Genomic DNA, 22530 nt, shown 5'->3' on the forward strand with positions numbered 1-22530 from the left:
GACCATGCCAATGAAGGTGCTTGTACCTGTCAAGCGCGTGATCGACTACAACGTGAAGGTTCGCGTCAAAGCGGACGGATCGGGCGTCGATCTTGCCAATGTCAAAATGTCGATGAACCCGTTCGACGAGATCGCCGTGGAAGAGGCCATTCGCCTCAAGGAAGCCGGCAAGGCCGACGAAGTCATCGCCGTATCCATCGGCGTCAAGCAAAGCCAGGAAACCCTGCGCACCGCTTTGGCCATGGGGGCCGACCGCGCCATTCTGGTCGTGGCCGCTGACGATGTTCACACCGATATCGAACCTTTGGCCGTTGCCAAGATCCTCAAGGCGATTGTCGACGAGGAACAGCCCGGTATCGTTCTGGCTGGCAAGCAAGCCATCGACAACGACATGAACGCCACCGGTCAGATGCTCTCGGCCCTGCTGGGCTGGTCGCAAGGCACCTTTGCGTCGGGTCTGGACATCGATGGCGACAGCGCGCTGGTCACCCGCGAAGTGGATGGCGGGCTGCAAACGATCAAAGTGAAGATGCCTGCCATCATCACCGTCGATCTGCGCCTGAACGAGCCGCGCTATGCATCGCTCCCGAACATTATGAAGGCCAAGAAAAAGCCGCTGGATGAGAAAACCGCCGCCGATTACGGCGTCGATGTCAGCCCGCGTCTGGAAATCGTCAAAACCGACGAACCCGAGGCCCGCAAGGCTGGCGAAATCGTGGGCTCGGTCGACGAGCTGGTTGAGAAACTCAAAGAAGCGGGGGCTGTATAATGGCTGTTCTTCTTCTCGCAGAAATCACCGAAGGTGAACTGGCAATGGACGCAACCGCCAAGGCGGTGACCGCGGCCAAACAACTGGGTGATGTGACGGTTCTGGCCGCGGGTGCAACCGCTGCTGCCGCCGGCGAAGCCGCTGCAAAAATCGACGGTGTGTCCAAGGTTCTCGTGGCCGAGGACGCTAGCTTGGGTCACCGCCTCGCGGAACCCACGGCGGCCCTGATCGTGTCGCTGTCTGGCGATTACGAACATATCGTCGCCCCGGCCACCACCGACGCCAAGAACGTGCTGCCCCGCGTGGCCGCCCTTCTGGACGTGATGGTGATCTCGGATGCCTCCGGCGTTGTAGACGGCAACACGTTCGAGCGTCCGATCTATGCCGGTAACGCAATCCAGACCGTGAAATCGGCAGACGCCAAGAAAGTCGTTTCTTTCCGCACCGCCACGTTTGACGCCGCCGGCGAAGGCGGCTCGGCCGCGGTTGAAACCATCGGCGCTGCCGACAATCCCGGCCTGTCCGAATGGGTCGAAGACAAGGTTGCCGAAAGCGACCGCCCCGAGCTGACCTCGGCCGGTGTGGTTGTCTCCGGTGGTCGTGGCGTCGGGTCGGAAGACGATTTCGCCCTGATCGAGAAACTGGCCGACAAGCTGGGGGCCGCCGTTGGCGCATCCCGTGCCGCCGTTGACTCCGGCTTCGCGCCCAACGACTGGCAGGTTGGCCAAACGGGTAAAGTTGTCGCCCCGGATCTCTATATCGCGGTCGGCATCTCGGGGGCCATTCAGCACCTTGCCGGTATGAAAGACTCTAAGATCATCGTTGCGATCAACAAGGACGAAGAGGCACCGATCTTCCAGGTTGCCGATTATGGTCTGGTTGCCGATCTGTTTGCCGCCGTGCCGGAACTGACCGAAAAACTGGGCTAAGGCCCGGCAGACCGACAAAGTTTTAAAAGGCCCGCTGAACGGCGGGCCTTTTTCGTTTCAGGCAAGCGTCTTCTTGATTATCGGCACCAGGGCCTTGGCCGCTTCTTCATGGGCCATCGGGCCCAGCAATTCGGCAGCGGCATTGGCCTCCAACTCGGAAAACACCATCCCTGCCGTGCCCTGCGCCTTGACCAGGGGGCTGGCGCACACCTTGACGACCGCTGCGGCCCGGCCCCTGACCGCATCCAGCATCGCGCGGGTTACAAAGGCCGGATCCTTCGCCAGGTCGGCACTGTTGTTGCCCTCGCCGGGATGGCGCGCCGAAAACCAAAGCAGGATCACGCGGTTATCAATCCGGTTGAGCAGCAGTTTCATGCGTGCCACCCATGCGCTTTGCAGCTCATCCCGGATCATATTGAACCGCTCAGGCGCCATCGCCTTGAGATTGTTCAGCATGTGCCGGGTAAAATGAAACTCTGTGAAATCAATATCGCGAAACACGGATTTCATCAGGTTGGACGGCCCAACGAAACGATCATTGCGCCGCGGATGCACCGAGTAAAAGCGATTGGTCATGTTCTGCGCGCAGGGCAGTTGCAACACGACCGCCTGCGCGCCCTCGCAGGCGTCCAGAATGGCCCGTTCGTTCAGAAACACATCCACCCCGGCGTTTGGCCAACCGAAATTGACACAGGTCACACCTGTTTGTTGCTCAATCAGGTCGGGAAACGGCGCTTCAATGAATTTGCCATAGGTTTCCGTGCCCCCGATAAAGGCAACATAGTTGCCCGTCAGTTTACGTTTCGGTCCCCGAAACAGCAGTTTTGAGCCGCCATACCTGCACGGCTTATAGTCAAGAGACAGAGTCCCGATCTTTTCATAGGCCATATCACCCACCAATTTGTTCTCACCCACCGGGCATCTTGCGCCCGCCCGGTTGAGAAACCCCTAATGGGCCAATGTGTCTCAATTTTTAGCCACCCCCGCCCCTTGCGGCGCCGTGGCCCCGGGGCCTATGGTATGGCCATATCGCGAAAGGGGTCTGCGGATGGAAATCCAGAAAATTGGCGTGATCGGCGCAGGCCAGATGGGCAACGGCATCGCCCATGTTCTGTCGGCTGCGGGCTATGACGTGCTGTTGACCGATATCAGCCAGGAGGCACTGGAAAACGCGCTTGAGACCGTTCGGCGCAACATGGATCGTCAGGTCAGCAAGGGCATATTGACGCCCGAGACGCAGGCCGAGGCCCTGGGCCGTATCACCACGACCCTGACCCTGCCTGATCTGGGCCAGACCGACCTGGTGATCGAGGCGGCCACCGAACGCGAAACGGTGAAACAGGCGATTTTCGATGACCTTGTGCCGCATCTGCAGCCGCATACCATCCTGACCTCGAACACCTCGTCAATCTCGATCACACGTCTGGCCAGCCGCACCGACCGGCCTGAGAAATTCATGGGTTTTCACTTTATGAACCCGGTCCCGATCATGCAGCTGGTCGAGCTGATCCGCGGCATTGCGACAGATACCGAAACCTATGACACCTGCCTGAAAGTTGTTGAAAAAATTGGGAAAACAGCCGCCTCGGCCGAAGACTTCCCGGCCTTTATCGTAAACCGCATCCTGATGCCGATGATTAACGAGGCGGTCTATACGCTTTACGAAGGCGTCGGCAGCGTACAGTCGATTGACCAGTCGATGAAACTGGGGGCCAACCACCCGATGGGGCCGCTTGAGCTTGCGGATTTCATCGGGCTGGACACCTGCCTTGCGATCATGAACGTGCTGCATGACGGGTTGGCCGATACCAAGTACCGCCCCTGCCCTCTTCTGACCAAATATGTCGAAGCGGGGTGGCTGGGTCGCAAGACAGGTCGCGGGTTTTATGATTATCGGGGTGAGACGCCGGTTCCGACACGCTAGTCAGAAACAGGTCAAATCATCTGCAAATTTTTTGTAGAATTGCGGACAGAACTCTACTGTTCGCCCAAGGCCAGCGTATGCTCACGCAGCCATGCCATAAAGCCGCGCGGGTCGCTTTGCAGCATTTCCATATGCTCCGCGTCAATCGGTGGCCCCACCACGGGTTTTTGCGGCCTGTTACAGCTCTTGACCACTTCATGCAGCAAGAAGCTTTGGCGCAGCGTGGCCGAGATGCAATTGGCCGCCTGATAGACCCGCGAATTCGCACCCGGGAAAAAGATCGGCACCACGGTTGCACCTGATCTGCGGATCATCTGGGCCGTGAACACGTTCCATTCGCGTTCGTGTACGGGTCCGAACATCGTGTCGCTCGACGCCACAACGCCCGATGGGAACACGCTGATCACGCCGCCGTCTTTCAGATGCGCCATGGCCTGCGCGCGCATTTCCACCGATTTGCGTTGTGCGTCCGGCTCGTGCGGGAAGGGCACCGAAATCATGTAAGAGGCCGCGACCTCGTCAATGCCGGTCAGCAAGGCGCGGGTGAGAATCTTGTAATCCGTCCGCCGACGCCCGATCAGATCGGCCAGGATCATTCCATCCACCAATCCGTGCGGATGGTTTGCCACCACCACCACAGGCCCGGTCAGCGGGATATTGTCGACCTCTTCCTGCGGAGTCAGCAGGTCGATCCCCATCGTATCCAGTGCCGCGCGCCAAAAGGGCTGTCCGGTGGGGGCACCTTTTTTCTCGAACGCACGGATCATGCGCAGGATGCTCAGCTTGCCGGTAAACCATTCAACCGTACGGATCACGGCCGCGGTGATAGGGGCATCAAAAGAGTTGGCATAGGTCAGGCTGCGTCGGTCATATTTGGTAAACGTGACCGTCTCGCCGGGCTGTGCCCCGGGCTGATCCTGAACGTTATCCACCACGCGGTTTGATCCTGTCTCAGATGCGCAATCGCGCACGCTTACTTGTCTTCACCAAAGCGGTCCGCAACCAGCGCCTCGACCGCATCGGCCAGGGCTAGAGCATCGGGACCCGAGGTTTGGACGTCAATAGTCGTTCCTTTCGACGCTGCCAACATCAAAAGGCCCATAATGCTGTCACCACCACTGGATTGACCATTAAGAGACACCTCGGCATGGGCATCAAAACCTTCGACAACCTCGACCATCTTGGCCGCCGCGCGGGCATGCAGACCCTTGACGTTCACGATCTTCAACGCCCGCGTTTCTTTGTCACTCATGTCTCAGGCTCCGTATTTTTCTTGTTACTCGGCCGATACGTTATGACTGTCAATATACTTACGCCCGGCATCCAGTGCGGCACGGACCGCATCGGGCAGGTCTTTGTCGCGGGATTTTGCCAGTTTCAGCAACATCGGCAGGTTCGCGCCATAAAGAATACGCCGGTCATCCGGCGTGCAGGCCTTCAGTGACAGGTTCGACGGTGAGCCGCCAAAAATGTCCGTCACGATAACCACCCCGCTGCCGCTGTCCACCTCGTCCGCAGCGATGCAAATCTCGACCTGTTTGGCGTCACGGTCATGGTCGCCCTCAATCGCAATCGCACGTATGCCGGGCTGTGGGCCCATCACGTGCTCGATGGCGCCAAGATATTCGCGGGCCAGCCCGCCATGCGCCACAATTACGATCCCGATCAAGCTGCGTTACTCCTTTACCGCGCCGGTCGCGACAGAGGTTACGGCACGCTGCGCCGCGGCATGCCTCTCCAGCTCGCGATGCCTAATTGACACCTGCCAGCCCTTATTTGCAAGGGCCTGGGATAAAGTTTCTGCGATTGCAACACTGCGGTGCTGTCCGCCCGTACAGCCAAAGCCGATGGACAGGTACGCTTTGCCTTCCGCCTTATACGCCGGAAGCAGCAAAAGAGAGAGGTCGATCACCTGTTGGCGAAAGGCTGCATAGCGTTCGTCCTCGGCGACATAGCGCGCCACAGCCGCGTCCTGACCGTTGAGCCCGCGCAGGCTTTCCTCCCAGTAGGGATTGCGCAAAAAGCGGCAATCCAGCACGATGTCCAACCCCCGCGGCAACCCGCGTTTATAGGAAAACGAATGCACCGACACGGCCAGCTGCTGTGCCCCTTTGGGCGCAAACGAGGCTTCAAGCGCGGCGCGCAGATCATGCGGAGACATCTCGGATGTATCGATCAGAATATCCGCGCGCGCGCGGATCGGTCCCAGCAGGTCAAACTCGCGCGCGATCCCCTTGCCCGGATCCTCCGCCGGCGCCAGCGGGTGACGGCGGCGGGTCTCGGAAAAGCGGCGAAACAAGACCTCGGCGCTGCTGTCGAGGTAAAGCAGCTGCATCGGTGCATCTGCATCTGCGCCGATGTGGTCAATCGCCTCGATCAGGGCGGTGGTTGAAAAATCCCGGTTGCGCACGTCGATGCCAAGGGCCATCGGCTTGTCCGGGGCAGGCCCCTCCAGCAAGCGGGGCAGCAGAGACAGCGGCAGGTTGTCGATCGCCTCAAACCCCATATCTTCCAGCGCACGGATCGCGGTTGTGCGCCCTGCCCCGGATGGGCCAGTGACCAACACCAGGCGGCTGGAACGGGAGAGAGGCGTTTGGGTCATCAAAACTCCGTCAAGCGATACGGTTCCCCTGCAGATATAGTAAAATCGCGGCAGGAAAATGGGCAGCCTTGGTTTTTCTGATCACAGGTAAGCGAACACCAAGCAAGCTGTCATGCCTCAAAGGTGGTAAACGGTCTGTTTCTTCATGCTCCAGATCAACAATCAGGCGCAGGGGCGTCGGCGGGGTTGTCGGCGCCGCGAGCAGCCCGATTCCGCGTGCTTCGATCTGGCCTTTGATGGGGTCCGGCGCAGTGGCGAACACCTGCTCGTCACGCTTGTTCAGAATGGTGCGATCATCTGCGACCAATGCGGCCCCCATTGCGATCAACTGAAGCGCGAGGCCGGATTTTCCGCTTCCCGATGGCCCGCGTATCAGGGCCGCATGGCCGTTGACTGCAATCGTTGTGGCGTGAAGTACAAGCTGATCCGTCGCGCCGGTCATCGCGATGCCGGTTAGATCGGCAGGCCCACGACAAAGCGCGCGCCCAGCGGATCAGAGGTGATATCGGCATCCGTGGGGCGGATGTTTTCGGCCCAGATCACGCCGTCATGCGCCTCGACGATCTGTTTGGAGATCGCCAGCCCAAGGCCCGAATTATTGCCAAAATCGTTTGCGGCGCGTTCGGAATAGAAACGTTTGAAAATCTTGGTCAGCGCCACATCGGGAATGCCGGGGCCTGTATCCTCGACCACAACCAGCACCCGGTTGTCGCGTTTGCGCGCCCAGACGCGGATCGCATCGCCGTCTTCACAAAAGCTGACAGCGTTGGAGATCAGGTTCACGAAAACCTGCGCCAGACGCGCCTCAAGCCCCATCAGGACAATCGGTTGCTCGGGGAAATCGGTGATGAAATCGATGCCCTTCTTGTTAGCATCCTCACCCAGATATTGGCCCAGGTTGCGCAGCATGGTCAGCAGATCAAAGGGTTCCTGTTCTTCCTTGACCAGTTCGCTGTCCAGCCGCGAGGCGTTCGAAATGTCGCTGACCAGACGGTCCAGACGCCGCACGTCATGTTCAATCACTTCCAGCAGCCTGGCGCGCTGATCATCGCGTTTGGCAACATGCATCGTGCCCACGGCCGAGCGCAGACTGGCCAGCGGGTTCTTGATTTCATGGGCCACATCGGCGGCAAATTGTTCGTTGCTGTCGATCCGGTGATAGAGCGCGGCCACCATGCCGCGTAACGCGCCGCTGAGGCGTCCGATCTCATCCGGGCGGGCCGTCAGGTCGGGGATGCGGATGCGCCCGCCACTGCTGCTGCGATTGCGCTCTCCGCCAATTTCGGCGGCCGAGGCAAGATCGGAGATCGGGTTGGAAATCGTTGACGCCAGGATCAGGCTCAGCCCGACCGAAACCAGCGTCGCGATAATGAACATCTGCAGTACGCGTTCGCGCTCCGAACGCACGAGGTTGTCGATTTCGCCCGACGCACTGACAATCGCGATCACGCCGATCGGATTGCCATTTTGCAAAATGGGCGTCGCAACGGTCAGAATGCTGCCCCCATCCACTTCGCCGGACGAAACCTGTGTGCCAGACTGCAGGGTGGTTTCGATCATTGTGCGCACCACCTCTTCAGAGGTGGTCGGCTCGGCAGACCCGCCGATCCCGGCCAGAGGTGCGGAAATCCATCCCCACATGCGGGTCAGCGCATCGGTGATCACGGTCGGGCGTGGTTCGGCATCGGTCCCCGAGCGTTCGCGACTGCCCTCGCTCTGCCCTGCAAGGGTGCCACCGGCGTCGAACACATAGATTTCAACGCCCTTTTGCACGCTGATGGCCTCAAGCGTTCCGCTGACATCAACGCCATCCCCGGTGACAAGGTTCACCGGCGCGCCGCTGGGCAGTTGCGCCTCGAACACATCCGCGACCAGTTCGGCCTCGCCCACAAGGGCATTGGCACGTTGCAGGGCCAGCCCGTCACGAGATGAATTGAGATAAAGGATACCGGCCACAAGGATGTTCAGCGCGATCAGATTGAAGGTGACAATCTTACGCGTCAGCGAGGATTTGCGCAGAGAAATAAAGCCTCTGCCTTCGCGCGTGGCGCGAAGTTCATCCTCGACGATCGTGTCCGGGGCAACGAAATCGTCCCCCAGAACAACATCACCGTCTTTCCGCGGCGGCAGATCGCGCACGTTGATCCCTTCGGCCAGCGCCATTATTCTTCGTTGTACCTGTATCCGATACCATAAAGCGTCTCGATTGCCGAGAACTCGCCATCAACCATACGCAGTTTCTTGCGCAGGCGTTTGATGTGGCTGTCGATGGTGCGGTCATCCACATAGACCTGATCGTCATAGGCCACATCCATCAGCTGATCGCGGCTTTTGACGAACCCGGGACGTTGGGCAAGCGCCTGCAACAGCAGGAATTCGGTCACCGTCAGGGTCACGTCCATGCCCTTCCAGGTCACAGCGTGGCGCAGCGGGTCCATCCGCAACTCGCCGCGCTCCAGCACCTTGGTGTCTTCCGGATCAGGGCCACTGTCGCTTTCAAGCGCGTCCTGACGACGCAGAAGCGCGCGAATACGTTCGACCAGAAGCCGTTGCGAAAACGGTTTCTTCACGTAATCGTCGGCCCCCATCCGCAGGCCCAGAACCTCGTCGATCTCATCATCTTTGGAGGTCAGGAAGATCACCGGCATGCTGGATTTCTGGCGCAGCCGCTGAAGCAGGTCCATCCCGTCCATCCGGGGCATCTTGATATCGAGAACGGCCATGTCAGGCAGGCTTTTGCTGAACGCATCGAACGCCTGTTGTCCGTCATTATAGGTTTCAACTTCGAACCCCTCAGCCTCAAGGGTCATCGAAACCGATGTCAGAATATTTCTGTCATCGTCCACGAGGGCGATTTTAGACATAGATTTTTTCCTTGTACTGCTCTGCTTGCCTATTTTTTTTGATCACTATGCGCATTTTTATCCTTTGCAATCAATCCCAAACTGCGAATCGGTCTGCCCTTGCGCCTTATTTGAGACAAAAAAACATTCGGAATGGCTAAATTGACTCACTTAGTTCCATCAATTTGTGCAAAGTTTTCGCTTCCAAACAGGTGATTGCGCTAACTTTGATTTGGTTGCGCTAACTGCGCCAAACCGTCCTGTTCTTTCACGGAAGCGTCATGTTAAGAGGCCCCCAACCGGCGGTAGGTGGTCCTTTCCGGGGCACGCCACGCCGTCGCTGACAGGTATGGCGACAGGAGCACGCACCCCATGACATCTGGACGGGTCAACCCGCAATTCCAGCTCGAAGATCAAGGCATCACTGGTCTGGGCAATGTCTATTACAATATGATCGAACCGGCCCTGATCGAGGCCGCGCTGCGCAATGGCGAGGGCGATCTGGGCCAGGGGGGCACCTTTCTGGTCACCACCGGCAAGTTCACCGGGCGGTCCCCCAAGGACAAGCACGTGGTCAAGACCGACAGCGTCAAAGACACGATCTGGTGGGAAAACAATGCCGCGATGAGCCCCGAGGGCTTCGATGCGCTTTACAATGACATGCTGGCCCATATGCAGGGCAAGGATTACTACGTGCAGGACCTGACCGGCGGGGCCGACCCGGCGCATTCGATCAAGGTGCGCATGGTCACCGAACTGGCCTGGCATGGGCTCTTCATCCGCCACATGCTGCGCCGCCCGGACGCCGAAGACCTCGACAGTTTCATCGCCGACTACACGGTCATCAACTGCCCCAGCTTCCAGGCCGACCCAGCCAAGCATGATTGCCGGTCTGAAACCGTGATCGCAATGAATTTCGACCGCAAGATGATCCTGATCGGCGGCACCGAATATGCCGGGGAAAACAAGAAATCGGTATTCACCCTGCTCAACTACCTGCTGCCCGAAAAAGGCATCATGCCGATGCATTGCTCGGCCAACCACGCCAATAACAACGCCGTCGACACGGCCATCTTCTTTGGCCTGTCGGGCACCGGCAAAACCACCCTGTCCGCCGATCCAGAACGCACGTTGATTGGCGATGACGAACATGGCTGGTCCGATCGCGGTACCTTCAATTTCGAAGGCGGCTGCTATGCCAAAACGATCAACCTTGATCCCGAGGCCGAGCCCGAGATCTACGCCACCACCAGGAAATTCGGCACGGTGATCGAAAACATGGTGTTCGATCCCGACACGCTCGAACTGGACTTCACCAACGACAGCCTGACCGCCAATATGCGCTGTGCCTATCCGCTGGACTACATCTCGAACGCGTCGAAATCAGCCATTGGCGGGCATCCCAAGAACATCATCATGCTGACCTGCGATGCATTCGGCGTGCTGCCACCCATCGCGCGGCTGACCCCGGCGCAGGCGATGTACCACTTCCTGAGCGGGTTTACCTCGAAGGTCGCGGGCACCGAGCGCGGGATTACCGAGCCCGAGCCCACCTTCTCGACCTGTTTCGGCGCGCCGTTCATGCCGCGCCGCCCCGAGGTCTACGGCAACCTGCTGCGCGAAAAGATCGCCAAGCACGGTGCAACCTGCTGGCTGGTCAACACCGGCTGGACCGGCGGGGCCTATGGCACCGGTTCGCGGATGCCGATCAAGGCCACCCGCGCGTTGCTGACCGCCGCGCTCGATGGCTCGCTCAACAAGGTCGAGTTCCGCAAGGACGACAATTTCGGCTTCGAAGTTCCCACCGAAGCGCCCGGCGTGCCCCCGGTTCTGCTGAACCCGCGCCGCACCTGGGACAAGCCGGACAGCTATGACCGTCAGGCCGCCAAACTGGTTGCCATGTTCGCCGAAAACTTTGAGCAATACCTGCCCCATATCGACAACGATGTGAAAGCCGCCGCGCTGGGGTAATCATCTCTTCTGAGACCAAATTCAAAACGCCCCTCCACACCGGACGGGGCGTTTTTTTACGCGTGGGTCTTACCTGAAAGTGACCTGCCAACGGGGTTGCTCGCATCCGCGTCCCCTTACGCCGTCGCAATCAGGGCATGTTCGCGTCTCCCGCACGGTTGCGTTTCACCGCCCGGGCCACGTTATGCGCCACTCTGCCCGGCCATTTGCAAAGCCGGCCCGGCAACGCGTGATCTGCAATCGTCAGTATCTCAGCCTTGGTTACGTGCCCGCCCGGCACAAAACCTCTTGATCTCAACACCTTGGGCCATCAGGCGGTCACGAATGACACGGGCCATGCTGACTGCCCCGGGGCTGTCGCCATGCACACAGATGGATTGGGCGCTGAGCGGGATCGGGTCTCCGTCGATCACGGGCATAAGCCCGGTTTCCAGGAACGAGATCAGACGCTCTGCAGCTTCGGTGGCGTCGTGGATCATGGCCCCCTCTTGCCCGCGCGGAACAAGCTGCCCTGTTGAAAGATAACCCCGATCTGCGAAAACCTCGGAGTAGACGGGAACACCTGCAGCGCGGGCCGCCTGCTCGGACTCCGTTCCGGAGATGGCCAGGATCGCAAGTTGCGGGCTGATCTTCTGAACGGCTTTGACGATGGCATCAGCCACCGATCGATCCCGCGCGGCCAGATTGCCAAGCGCGCCGTGAGGCTTCACGTACTCAACCGGAACCCCCACCTGAGCACCGATTGCGATCAATGCCCCGATCTGCGCGGCACACATCCGACCGATTTCATCCGGTGTCATCGGAATCACACGACGCCCGAACCCCTCGCGGTCTGCAAAACCGGGATGGGCACCGACACAAACGGCATTTTCCCGGGCCAGTTCCAGGGTGCGGAACATCGTTTCCGGATCGCTGGCATGGCCGCCACAGGCCACGTTGGCGGATGTGACAAGGCGCAGCATCTCGGCATCATTGCCCATATCCCAAGGGCCAAAGCCTTCTCCAAGATCAGAATTGAGGTCGATATGCATGATCACCGCCGTGTTTTGCTGGGCATAAGTCTTTCGCCTTCCCGGCACGTCTAATGCAGGAACACGCCCTCATTGATACAGGATGTGCCGGGACTGGCGAGAGGAAGAAACGAAAGCTTGCTTGAGAAGAGTTCACCATCTTTGCCGAGTAATTGAATTTGCCCCATCATCTTTATGGGTTTTAGTGATGACAGAGAAGTGGACATTGAATGGTACGGCGCGCCACAAGACAGCATTCCGAACAGACCGACCCGGGCATCGGTGCCGGGCCGCATGTCCATGCCGGGGGGCGGTTGATGCCGCTATCAGAGGCAGAGCTTTCAAAAATTGTGGATCATGCGTTTGATATCCTGTCGACAATCGGCATGTCCGGCCTGCCGCCCGAGGCAACCAAACGCGCGCTGGATCAGGGGGCAACACTGCGCGATGACGGGCGGGTTTGTTTTGGCTGGGACATGATCCGCGCGGCCTGCAAACGCGCCCCGGACACGATAAAACTGCCGGGGTTTACGCCCAACCGCACCCTGACAATCGGCAAGGGGCATGTGCATATCGGCACCGGCGGCGCTGCGGTGCAGATGTTGGATGCGGCCACCGGGGCGTATCGGGACAGCACGCTGCAGGATCTTCACGATCTGATGCGCGTGCTGGAGGCGTCACCGAACATCCATTACGGGGTGCGGCCAGTGGTTGCGCGCGACATGGAGGATCCGTTTGAGCTGGACATCAACACCGCCTTTGCCTGTATGAAAGCCACGTCAAAGCCCATCGGTGTCAGCTTTTGTGACGCGTCCCATGTGCGGCCTATCGTTGATATGTTCGATCTGGCCCTGGGTCGTGCCGGCGCGTTTCGCGCCACACCCTTTTGCATGGCCGTCGTCGTGCATGTCGTGCCACCGCTGGCCTACGCCCCCGAAGGCATCGCCATGCTGGAAGAAGCGATAAAGGCGGGCATGATCCCGCAAATCTGCTCGGCCGGTCAGGCAGGGGCCACCAGCCCGGTGACTCTCGCCGGTGCGCTGGCCCAAGGGCTGGCGGAGTGTCTGGCCGGGCTGATGGTTGTGGACGCCATCAAGCCGGGCAGCCCTTGTATCTATGCCTTCATGCCCTTCATCTCGGACCTGCGCACCGGCGCGATGAGCGGCGGCAGCGGAGAATCCGCCATCGCAAACGCCGCTGCCGCGCAATTGCTGGCCCATCTCGGCCTGCCATCCACCGTCTCGGCGGGGATGACGGATTCGAAACTCGTCGATGCGCAGGCGGGATATGAAAAAGGCTATACCGTTGCCCTTGCCGCACAGGCCGGGGCCGACATGATCAACCTGTCGGTGGGCATGCTGGGCTCGATCATGGTGGCCAGCCCCGAGGCCATGGTGATCGACGATGACATGTGCGGGGCCATCCTCCGATCGGTTCAGGGGATCGAGGTGTCGGATGCCACGCTTGATCTGGACGCGGTGGAACGTGTGGTCACGCAGGATGGGCATTACCTGGGCGAGGCCGAAACCCTGCGGCGCATGAAGACGGATTACGTGTATCCGGCCTTGGCCGACCGCCAAAGTGTCGATGACTGGCTGGAGGCCGGGGGCGCCTCCATCTGGGAGCGTGCAAAAACCCGGGTATCCGACATCTTGGCAGGCCCCGCATCCACCCATCTTGCCCCCGAGGTTGAAGCCGACATTCGCGCCAGATACCCCATTCGACTTGCCCCCTGAGAGGAGACCCCATGCATGTATTCCGCAGTATGATCATCGACGCGCCCGTTGACCTTGTCTGGGCGACGGTGCGTGATTTCGACGGGGTGTCCAACTGGAACCCCGGTGTTACCAAGGCAACCCTTGAGACAGGCTCACCAACCGCTTCGGGCACCATCCGGCGTCTGGATATCGCCGATGGCACCGTGTTTCGCGAAACGCTCTTGGCCCATTCGGACCGGGATCACTCCTACACCTACGACATTCTGGACTGCCCCCTACCCGTGACGAGATACATCTCGACCCATCGGTTTATCCCCATCACGCATACCGGACAGACTTTGGGCATCTGGGAAAGCTGGTTTGACTGCGCCGCCAAGGACGCCGCTGACATGGAACAGGTCGTGGGTGACGCCATCTATATCGGCGGCATGGCCGGACTGAACACCTATCTGAAGGAGAGCAGAAATGCCTGATACATTGGCCCCCCGCGCCGTGATCGGTGTCATGACACCGGCGATGAACACGGTCGTGCAACCGGAACTGGAGCTATTGCGGCCCGAAGGCGTGACCAATCAGATGCAGCGCTTTCGTTTGGGCGGTGATGCGATTTCGGATGATTTACCCGACGAAGCGGCCAAGCTGATGGATTGTAACCCGGTGGCCATCGCCGTTGGGCTGACAACCGATGCTGGACCCGGTGGACCGGACAAGCTGCAAGCGCGCTGTGCAGATATTTCGGCGCAGGTGGGCATCCCGGTGCTTGGGGCCTCGCAGGCCGATTATGCCGCGTTGCAGGTACTGCGCGCGAAACGGGTCGGCGTTGTGACCCCTTTCAACGCGGATATTGATGCGGTGGTCAAAGCCAACACCGAGGCCGCTGGGTTCGAAGTGGTGGCAATCAAGGGCACCGAAGCACCCTCATTGCCCGCGATCTGCGAAACGCCGCTTGCCGATATCCGCGCGGTCTTTGCGCAGGTGGCCGCCTCCGATTGCGACGTGATCCTGCAGGTGGGCACCGCGCTGCCCGTTGTTGCGATGATCGCCGAACTCGAGGCGGCCCATGGCAAGCCCATTGTTGCCTGCAATGCCGCTGTTTACTGGCAGGCCTTGCGGCAAGTTGGCATCACGGACCCGATCACCGGGTTTGGCCGTTTGCTGGAAACCCATTAATGGCGTCCCATTTTCAGGTCGCAGTCATCGGGGGCGGCGCGGTTGGGGCTGCGATCCTCTATCATCTGGCCGAAGCCGGGGTAACCGACACCGTCCTGATCGAGAAAAATGAACTGACGGCGGGATCGACCTGGCACGCTGCGGGGAATATCCCGACCTATGCGAACTCATGGTTGAGCATGCGCGCGGGCAACTATGCCTGGCAGCTTTACAAGGACTTGGCCCAAGACCCCGAGGCACCGATCACCTATCGGCACACGCAAGCCATCTGGCCCGCGCATAGCCCTGAGCGGATGCAGCTGTTTCAGCATCTGTGTGGTGTCTCAAAATCTGCAGGGTTTGATCTAGCGATGCTGTCGCCCTCCGAGATTGAATCCATGCACCCCTATTGGCACTCGGATGACACGGTATTGGGTGGCATCCTTGACCCCTATGAAGGCGATATCGACCCCAGCCAACTGACACAGGCCCTGGCAAAACATGCGCGCGCCAAGGGGGCGCAGGTGAGGCGCTTTACCCGGGTGACAGGGCTAAAACAGCGTGCGTCGGGGGAGTGGGACATCATCACATCTGAAGGCGATATCGTCGCCGGAACCGTGATCAATGCCGCCGGGTCCAGTGGGAGGGCGATAGCAGCCATGGCCGGGTTGCATGTGCCCGTCGTGACCTTGGAACATCAATATATGGTCACCAGCGCGTTGAGCGAATTGGAAGACAACACCAAGGTTTTCCCGCTGATCCGCGATCCGGACATTCGGTTCTATCTGCGCCGCGAACGCAATGCTCTGCTGCTTGGCTCTTATGCCCATGAGGGGCGTCCCGTCTGGCAGGACGGCGTTCCGGGCGACTTTGATCACCAGCTATTCGCCGATGATATCGACGGAATGATGGAGGTTTTCGAGGCCGCCGCCGCCCATGTGCCGATTTTGGCTCAAGCCGGAGCACAGCGATTTGTAAATGGACCGATCCCCTACGCGCCCGATGCGCTGCCCCTGGTGGGTCCGGCAGGGCGCGCGCAGAACTTCTATCACGCGACGGGGGTGCAGATCGGCATCACCCACTCCGCTGCAATCGGCAAGGCGATGGCCGAATGGCTGACCACGGGCGAGACCGAGTGGGATTTGTCCGCCTGGGATCCACGCCGGTTCGGCGCGTGGGCCAGCACGGATTATGCCGCTGCCCGCGCGTCCGAGCACTACGATCTGCAATACGCCATTCCATACCCACACCGCCTGATGCAGTCCGGACGGCCTGTTCAGCAGACGCCGCTCTATGACCATCTACAGGCGAAAGGCGCTGTGATGGGCCAGATCGGCGGATGGGAACGCGCGTTCTGGTTCAAACGGGACGGCTCAGAAGATGAAACCGCTCTCAGCTTTGGCCGCGAACCCTGGCACGACGCTGCGCGCTCCGAGTGTGAATGCGTGCGCGATGCGGTTGGTATCATGGACCACGGCGGGTTTACCAAGTACCTGCTGGAAGGCCCGGAGGCCGAGGTGGTTCTCAACCGTGTAGTCTGCGGCGGGTTGCCCCCAGTTGGCCGTGTCCGCCTGTCCTACATGCTCACCCCGAATGGGCGCATCTACTCGGAAGCCACGATTGCTCGGCTGGCCAAAGACCGGTTTCTGCTATGTGGGCCCACTTTGGCCGTGGATCGCGATTATGACTGGATCGCGAACCAGATCGGTCAGGCAGATGCCCGCCTGACCAAGGGCTATGCCCACGATGGCGCCTTGCTGGTGATGGGACCAAAATCGCGCAACCTGTTGCAATCGCTCACATCCGCCGATCTGAGCGCGCAAACCGCCCCCTGGATGAGCGTGGCTGAAATCGACATCGCGGGCGTTCCTGTCACCGCCATGCGGGTCAGCTATGTTGGCGAATTGGGCTGGGAGTTGCATGTCGCCTCATCCGACCTGACAGCGCTCTACGCGGCGATTTGGCAGGCGGGCACTGACCACGGCATCTGCAACTTCGGCTCCTACGCGCTGAACGCGATGCGGATCGAGAAAGGCTATCACGGCTGGGGCACGGATTTTGGCACGGAATACACGCTATTTGATGCCGGTCTGTCGAAATTCGCCAATATGTCGAAAGGCCCGTTCAAAGGTCGCGACGCCGTCGAGCACCAAAATGGCAGCGCCCCCGACTGGCAGTTCATTGGCCTGCACATCGTTGATGCCGGGCCGGAACCCCTGCCCTCGGACCCGATCCTGAAGGACGGGCGATTGATCGGATATCTGACATCGGTGTCGATGGGGTATCGCACAGGGAAACTGCTGGCCTTGGGGTATGTTGAAAGTGGTGCGCTGGATATGGCCGAGGAATGTACCGTTCAGGCCTTCGGGACTGATCGCAAAGCCATACGGCACAGCCCCCATGTCTATGATCCGGAAAATGCGAGGTTGCGCAGCTAAAGCGTTTACCCAAACCCCCCGTTCGCCTGCGACCACGCGGCCAAGGCCGCGCTGACCTCTGCAACCGGGCCGGTCTCGCCATCTTCTGTGCGCATCACGGCCTGCCATGGCACCTCGATGCCACCCTGCCCAACCCGTGCACTGACGATGCGCCCCGAATTGATGGCCGGGCGCACGGCCCATCCGGCAAGGACGCTGGTGCCTTGCCCGGCAGCAACCAGTTCAACAATGGCTTCCGGCAATTCCACCGTCGCGGTCCAGCGCGGATAGCTGCCCGACGGGCGAAACAACCGGGCGAACTCTCGGTCAGGTTCGGGCGTCTTGGTGTAAGTGATGAAATCTTCGCCCTCGATATCCGCCCCCTTGATAAAGGCCCGACCCGCCAGCCGATGATGCGGCGGCATGATGAACAGCAACTCGTCCCGGAACAGAAACACCTGATGCGTGCCCAGCGGCGCGGCATCCCCCGAAACCACGATCAAATCGACATGCCGGTTGGCCAGGGCCTGCAACGGCTCGTGCCCGGCGCTGGCCATGACCTGCAGATCAATCCCGGGCAGATGATCGCGCAGATAGGCCGTGAAGCCGGGCAGCCAATGATACGAACTATAAGCCTCGACCGCGATCCGCACCACATGCTCGGCCCCGCGATCCATGCGCCGCACATCCTCTTCGACGCGGTCCATCTCGGACAGGACCCGTTCGGCCATCTCGGCAAGATAATCTGCGGCAGGCGTCATGCGCAGGCGTTTGTGAATGCGCGTAAACAGAACCACGTCCAACCGGCGCTCGGCCTCTTTGATGCGATGGGACAAGGCCGAGGGTGTGACCCCCAAGGCCTCGGCCGCATCGGTGACACGCCCGTGCCGGGCAATGGCACAGATCATCTTGAGGTGACGCAACTCAAGCAGGGGGCCTTCGGGCATGGGATCACCTGAATCATTTTCACAAGATTGCCTAATTTTCTTAATTGCATTTCAACCAAGGTCAAGCCGAAGCTTGAACCAGATGTTACGAGGCAAAGCACATGGCCCAGACCACTCAAACGGATTGGTGCGAACGCGCGAAATCGGTGCTGCCTGCGGGCGGGTTTGGAAATTACGACCCAAGTGTCGTGATCCGCAAAGGGCAAGGCAGCCGGGTCTGGGATGAAAATGGCAAGGAATACATCGACTACCTGATCGGCTCTGGCCCGATGTTGGTGGGGCACAATCATCCCGAGGTGATGGAAGCCGTTCAAAAGCAGTTCACCGATGGCGTGACATTCTTTACCAGCAACCCAGCAGGGATCGAACTGGCCGAGGTGATTTGCGAGGCCGTCCCCTGTGCCGAGCAGTTGCGCTATGTCTCGACCGGGTCCGAGGCAGACATGTATGCCATGCGCCTGGCCCGCGCATACACAGGGCGCGACCTGATCCTGAAATTCGAAGGCGGTTACCACGGGATGTGCGGCGAGGCGTTGATGAGCATGGCGCCACAAAAACTGGAAAATTTTCCAAGGGCAGTCCCGGATTCCGCAGGCATCCCGCAGGCAACACGCGACGGGGTTCTGATTGCACCTTTTAATGAAATCGAAGCCGCCCGCAGCCTGATCGCCGAATATGCAGACCAGATTGCCGGGGTGATTGTTGAGCCCTTGCAACGTCTGATCCCGCCAGAACAGGGCTTTCTGGAAGCCTTGCGCGCAGACACAAAGCAGCACGGCATTGTCCTGATCTTTGATGAGGTCGTCACCGGGTTTCGGCTGGCTTACGGGGGCGGGCAGGAACTCTATGGTGTCACACCGGACCTGTGCACGCTGGGCAAAGTGATCGGTGGCGGTTTCCCGATGGCCGCGATTGCCGGGGCCGCCAGGATCATGGCGCATTTCGATGTCGACAAGGTGGGTCCTGATGGCTTCACCTTTCAAATCGGAACGCTCAGCGGCAATCCCGTCGCTGCAGCTGCTGGCCTGAAGACGCTCGAAATTCTGCGCCGGGACGGAAGTTACCAGGCACTGCGTGACACCGGTCGCCGCATTATGGATATGCTGCGGACCGGGGCAGACCGCACAGGTATCAAGGCCGCCATAGTGGGCGACCCGGTGCTGTTCGATATCATGTTCGCACCCGCCCCGGTGCTGACCTATCGTGACACCCTGAAAGCGGACACGGCCCATCAAAAAGCGTTCAACAGCGTGCTGCGCGAAGAAAGGATTCTAAAAGCCCCGATGAAGTTCTATGCCTCCCTCGCACATACAGAAGCCGATCTTGAAGCAACCCAGCGCGCGATCTCCAAAGCATTCCGGGAATTGGGAAATCTGTAACTTCGTCTGAGATTGTTTTACGATCAAGCGATCACTCCGCCGTCAGAAGAGACTCGATTTCATCCCGCACCCCGATGACCGCGCTGTTGAGTTCCGAGATGAAGGCCCGGCCCGCCATGGATTGTGTCGCGTAGCCCGGCGTCAGGATCGACACGCTGCTGGATATCCTTGGCCTGAACCGGCGGATCGCAAGCCCGGTGCTGACCGGGTCTTGCAGAATATGGCTATAGGCCGTGATCATATCGCAGACCATGACACAAACCCCTTCGGCAACGAATTGCAGGCCGGGAAGAAAGGTCCGCAACTCCAGCCGTTTGTTAAAGCTGCAACCGGCTGCCTGAAAAGCGGCCTCGGTTTGAATGGCCGTCTTGTGCTCGTCAAAAAGAACCGCCATCGGTCGCCCGTCCAGATCGTCGGGCGTCACCGTCGAGGCCAGGGCCAGCGGGTCATCCACCGGCAGAACACAGACACATTCCATGTCGTAATCGGTCTGCTGGATCGACGGGCGGGGGTCGGGTGTTTCGGAAAATCCGACATCAAATTGCTGTGAGGCGATCAGATCCTCGATCACGCCGGACGAGCGCATGATCAGCGACACCTCAAGATCGTCCCTGCCCTTGAGAAACCGGGTCAGAAGCCGTGGCAGAAACACGCTGGAGGCCGCCGGATGACACGCAACTTTCAGCTTGCCCGACTGCAAAGTGCTGATCCGCTCAAGCGTGCGTTCGGTGCGCTCCACCCGACCAAGGATATCCTCGCATTCCTCGAGGAAAAAATGCGCCTCGGGCGTCGGCGTCAGTTTCCCCTGGGTCCGGACGAACAGCGCAAAGCCAAGTTGATCCTCAAGCGTTCGCACCATGGTTGACACCGCAGGCTGAGTGCGCCCGACAGCGCGCGCGGCCTGGCTGATCGAGCCCGAGCGCATGACCTCCCGGAACGTCATGAGCTGTCTGAGAGAAAGATGCATAACCCATAAATCCAATTTATGATGATAAAGATATTATGAAATTGATTTTATGACAGATGTCCAGTGTGATGTCCTCAAAGCGCATTCAACAAAACGCGCTGGTCCGGGGGGACAGATGGATACATTCGCAAAATACCTGCTAACAGCCCTGATCTGCGCCGTGGCCCTGGGCCAGTTTGTGCAGGTCATCACGCGGTATGTCCTGCAAGTGCCTGTCATGGGGCTTGAGGAAACCATGCTTTATCCGACCCTGTGGCTTTACATTCTCGGATCGGTCAACGCGTCGCGGGAAAACACGCATATCCGCGCCAACGTGCTGGAAATCTTCATCCAAACCCCGCGCGGCCACACGATCCTTGCCATCATCGGCGAGATTATCAGCCTGACCGTCGGTCTTTGGCTGCTGAGCTGGGCCTGGGATTACACGCAATATGCCTGGCGTGTCTGGCGCGAAAGCCCGACACTCTACATCCCCACCTTCTACTCAGACGTCGCGCTTCTGATCGGCCTTGCCCTGATGATGATTTACACCGCGTGGCACCTCGTGCGCCACATTCGCAGCCTGCGCACGGGAGAACCGGCATGATCGAGATCGCCCTTCTTGCCATCGCCCTTCTGGTGATCACGCTTACCCTTGGGGTGCCCCTGCCCTACTGCTTTGGTGCGGCGCTGATGGTGATGTATTTCCTTGGCGACGTGACCATGAAAGGCATGATGTTGTGGGGGTTCCAGCAACTGGGCAACCCGGTCATTCTGGCCATTCCGCTGTTCGTTCTCGCCGGAACGATCATGTCCGAAAGCGGGATTGCCGCGTCGTTATTGCGTTTTGTGAACGCGTTCATCGGTCATGTCCGCGGCGGGCTTGGAGTCGTGGCGGCGGTGTCCTGCGCCGTGATTGGCGCGATTTCGGGTTCCGGCCTGACCGGCATTGCGGCCATCGGCCCACTTTTGATCCCCGAGATGGAAAAACGTGGGTATCCCCGTGAATACGCCACGGCCCTGATTGCCAATTCCTCGATCCTCGGCCTGCTGATCCCGCCTTCGGTGACCATGATCGTCTATGGCTGGGTCACGGATACATCAATCCTGGCCTGCTTTTTGGCCACGCTGGGGCCGGGCCTGCTGATCATGACATCCTTTTCGGTGATCAACCTGTTCATGTCGCGTAAGTTCGACCTTGTTCTGGACGAAAAGCCGTCGTTTTCCGAACTGTCGGGCGAAGTGGCGCGGCGCGGGTTTCATGCCTTCCCCGCACTGCTGATGCCGGTGATCATCCTTGGCGGCATCTATGGCGGGATCATGACCCCGACCGAAGCCGCCGCCGTGGCTGTCATCTATGCCATTCCCGTGGGCTTCCTGATCTATAAAGGGCTGAAATGGCAGAACTTCCTGTCCGCCGGGAAAGAGGCCGCCACAGCCGTGGGCGCAATCATGATGATGATCCTGTTCTCGATGATCCTCAGCCAGATGTTCGTCTATGAAAGCATCCCCCAGCAACTGGTCGAGGGCATTTTCTCGATCACGGAGAACAAGATTCTGCTGCTGATCATGATCAATATCATGCTGTTCCTGGTCGGCATGGTGGTCAATGACGTGACCGCGATCATCCTGATTGCCCCCCTGCTTTTGCCTCTGATGAACGCGATTGGCGTCAGCCCGGTGCAATTTGCCGCGATCATGGGCGTCAACACCGCGATGGGCGGCGTGACACCGCCCTATGCCTCGATCCTCTATCTCGGTGCGCGGATCGGCAATGTGAAGGTGACCAAGGTCATCCCGCCCGCCATGAAACTGATCCTGTTTGGCTATGTGCCGGTGGTCTTCCTGACCTCGCTCTGGCCCGATCTCTCGCTCTTTTTACCGCGTTTCTTCGGCTACGACATCGCGCCCTGAACGCACTCAACC

22 protein-coding genes are annotated in these 22530 nt (G+C 59.6%); 11 read left to right on the top strand and 11 right to left on the bottom strand.

Translation table 11 applies throughout. The features are described 5' to 3' along the window. Positions 1-10: 10 nt before the first annotated feature. Positions 11-769: an electron transfer flavoprotein subunit beta/FixA family protein gene (locus tag V6N02_RS12645; RefSeq protein ID WP_371225966.1), complete on the top strand. Its 759-nt coding sequence runs from the start codon at positions 11-13 to the stop codon at positions 767-769. Continuing rightward, entirely contained in the window at positions 769-1698 is a 930-nt protein-coding gene (locus V6N02_RS12650) for an electron transfer flavoprotein subunit alpha/FixB family protein (protein WP_371225967.1), read from the top strand. Before V6N02_RS12645 ends, V6N02_RS12650 begins: the two co-directional genes overlap by 1 nt. A 57-nt stretch (positions 1699-1755) precedes the next feature. Here the strand turns inward: V6N02_RS12650 and V6N02_RS12655 are convergent, their stop codons facing one another. Beyond that, a complete protein-coding gene (locus V6N02_RS12655; RefSeq protein WP_371225968.1) occupies positions 1756-2613 on the bottom strand; it encodes a DUF6473 family protein in 858 nt (285 codons plus the stop codon). Between the two features lie 133 nt (positions 2614-2746). On the opposite strand from V6N02_RS12655, the gene V6N02_RS12660 reads away from it, so the two are divergent. Beyond that, positions 2747-3622: a 3-hydroxybutyryl-CoA dehydrogenase gene (locus V6N02_RS12660; RefSeq protein WP_371225969.1), complete on the top strand. Its 876-nt coding sequence runs from the start codon at positions 2747-2749 to the stop codon at positions 3620-3622. 53 nt (positions 3623-3675) lie between these two features. Here the strand turns inward: V6N02_RS12660 and V6N02_RS12665 are convergent, their stop codons facing one another. Genes V6N02_RS12665 through V6N02_RS12695 form a run of 7 tightly spaced genes read right to left on the bottom strand, consistent with a single transcriptional unit; the run spans position 3676 to position 9088 of the window. Beyond that, complete coding sequence (locus V6N02_RS12665) at positions 3676-4557, bottom strand: lysophospholipid acyltransferase family protein (RefSeq protein ID WP_371225970.1); 882 nt, start codon at positions 4555-4557, stop codon at positions 3676-3678. Between the two features lie 38 nt (positions 4558-4595). Then, positions 4596-4874 carry an HPr family phosphocarrier protein gene (locus tag V6N02_RS12670; protein ID WP_371225971.1) on the bottom strand — a complete coding sequence of 93 codons (279 nt, stop codon included), beginning with the start codon at positions 4872-4874 and terminating at the stop codon, positions 4596-4598. Between the two features lie 24 nt (positions 4875-4898). After that, complete coding sequence (locus tag V6N02_RS12675; protein ID WP_371225972.1) at positions 4899-5291, bottom strand: PTS sugar transporter subunit IIA; 393 nt, start codon at positions 5289-5291, stop codon at positions 4899-4901. A gap of 6 nt (positions 5292-5297) precedes the next feature. Next, the gene (rapZ, locus tag V6N02_RS12680; protein WP_371225973.1) at positions 5298-6224 is read right to left on the bottom strand and encodes an RNase adapter RapZ; all 927 of its coding nucleotides are present in this window, start codon (positions 6222-6224) and stop codon (positions 5298-5300) included. A gap of 10 nt (positions 6225-6234) precedes the next feature. Further along, positions 6235-6666 (bottom strand): HPr kinase/phosphorylase, encoded by a 432-nt coding sequence (locus V6N02_RS12685; protein ID WP_371225974.1) that lies wholly within the window; start codon positions 6664-6666, stop codon positions 6235-6237. An 11-nt stretch (positions 6667-6677) separates the two neighbouring features. Then, positions 6678-8387, bottom strand: a complete 1710-nt coding sequence (locus V6N02_RS12690; protein ID WP_371225975.1) for a sensor N-terminal transmembrane domain-containing protein — start codon at positions 8385-8387, stop codon at positions 6678-6680. Then, positions 8387-9088, bottom strand: coding sequence for a response regulator transcription factor (locus V6N02_RS12695; protein ID WP_371225976.1), 702 nt, complete (start codon positions 9086-9088; stop codon positions 8387-8389). The genes V6N02_RS12690 and V6N02_RS12695 overlap by 1 nt, the downstream gene beginning before the upstream one ends. Before the next feature lie 351 nt (positions 9089-9439). Here V6N02_RS12695 and V6N02_RS12700 point away from each other — a divergent pair, with 351 nt between their 5' ends. Beyond that, the gene (locus V6N02_RS12700) at positions 9440-11038 is read left to right on the top strand and encodes a phosphoenolpyruvate carboxykinase (protein ID WP_371225977.1); all 1599 of its coding nucleotides are present in this window, start codon (positions 9440-9442) and stop codon (positions 11036-11038) included. Between the two features lie 251 nt (positions 11039-11289). On the opposite strand, the gene V6N02_RS12705 is transcribed toward V6N02_RS12700, so the two are convergent. Beyond that, positions 11290-12069 carry a LamB/YcsF family protein gene (locus V6N02_RS12705; RefSeq protein ID WP_371225978.1) on the bottom strand — a complete coding sequence of 260 codons (780 nt, stop codon included), beginning with the start codon at positions 12067-12069 and terminating at the stop codon, positions 11290-11292. Positions 12070-12278: 209 nt separating this feature from the next. On the opposite strand from V6N02_RS12705, the gene V6N02_RS12710 reads away from it, so the two are divergent. Genes V6N02_RS12710 through V6N02_RS12725 form a run of 4 tightly spaced genes read left to right on the top strand, consistent with a single transcriptional unit; the run spans position 12279 to position 17353 of the window. Then, positions 12279-13784, top strand: coding sequence for a trimethylamine methyltransferase family protein (locus tag V6N02_RS12710; RefSeq protein WP_371225979.1), 1506 nt, complete (start codon positions 12279-12281; stop codon positions 13782-13784). 11 nt (positions 13785-13795) lie between these two features. Continuing rightward, positions 13796-14239 (top strand): SRPBCC family protein, encoded by a 444-nt coding sequence (locus V6N02_RS12715; RefSeq protein ID WP_371225980.1) that lies wholly within the window; start codon positions 13796-13798, stop codon positions 14237-14239. Further along, complete coding sequence (locus V6N02_RS12720; protein WP_371225981.1) at positions 14232-14936, top strand: maleate cis-trans isomerase family protein; 705 nt, start codon at positions 14232-14234, stop codon at positions 14934-14936. Before V6N02_RS12715 ends, V6N02_RS12720 begins: the two co-directional genes overlap by 8 nt. Then, entirely contained in the window at positions 14936-17353 is a 2418-nt protein-coding gene (locus tag V6N02_RS12725) for a GcvT family protein (RefSeq protein ID WP_371225982.1), read from the top strand. The genes V6N02_RS12720 and V6N02_RS12725 overlap by 1 nt, the downstream gene beginning before the upstream one ends. Before the next feature lie 5 nt (positions 17354-17358). Here V6N02_RS12725 and V6N02_RS12730 read toward each other — a convergent pair whose 3' ends face one another. Then, on the bottom strand, positions 17359-18279 hold the full coding sequence (locus tag V6N02_RS12730) for a LysR family transcriptional regulator (protein ID WP_371225983.1): 921 nt from the start codon (positions 18277-18279) through the stop codon (positions 17359-17361). Positions 18280-18380: 101 nt separating this feature from the next. Between V6N02_RS12730 and V6N02_RS12735 the strand changes: the two genes are divergently transcribed. After that, positions 18381-19658: an aspartate aminotransferase family protein gene (locus V6N02_RS12735; RefSeq protein ID WP_371225984.1), complete on the top strand. Its 1278-nt coding sequence runs from the start codon at positions 18381-18383 to the stop codon at positions 19656-19658. Between the two features lie 31 nt (positions 19659-19689). On the opposite strand, the gene V6N02_RS12740 is transcribed toward V6N02_RS12735, so the two are convergent. Further along, entirely contained in the window at positions 19690-20601 is a 912-nt protein-coding gene (locus V6N02_RS12740; RefSeq protein ID WP_371225985.1) for a LysR family transcriptional regulator, read from the bottom strand. A 139-nt stretch (positions 20602-20740) separates the two neighbouring features. On the opposite strand from V6N02_RS12740, the gene V6N02_RS12745 reads away from it, so the two are divergent. Continuing rightward, positions 20741-21211, top strand: a complete 471-nt coding sequence (locus V6N02_RS12745; RefSeq protein ID WP_371225986.1) for a TRAP transporter small permease — start codon at positions 20741-20743, stop codon at positions 21209-21211. Further along, positions 21208-22518: a TRAP transporter large permease gene (locus tag V6N02_RS12750; protein ID WP_371225987.1), complete on the top strand. Its 1311-nt coding sequence runs from the start codon at positions 21208-21210 to the stop codon at positions 22516-22518. Before V6N02_RS12745 ends, V6N02_RS12750 begins: the two co-directional genes overlap by 4 nt. The last annotated feature ends 12 nt before the right edge of the window (positions 22519-22530 follow it).

Source organism: Roseovarius conchicola (genome assembly GCF_041403425.1).
Lineage (GTDB): Bacteria > Pseudomonadota > Alphaproteobacteria > Rhodobacterales > Rhodobacteraceae > Roseovarius > Roseovarius conchicola.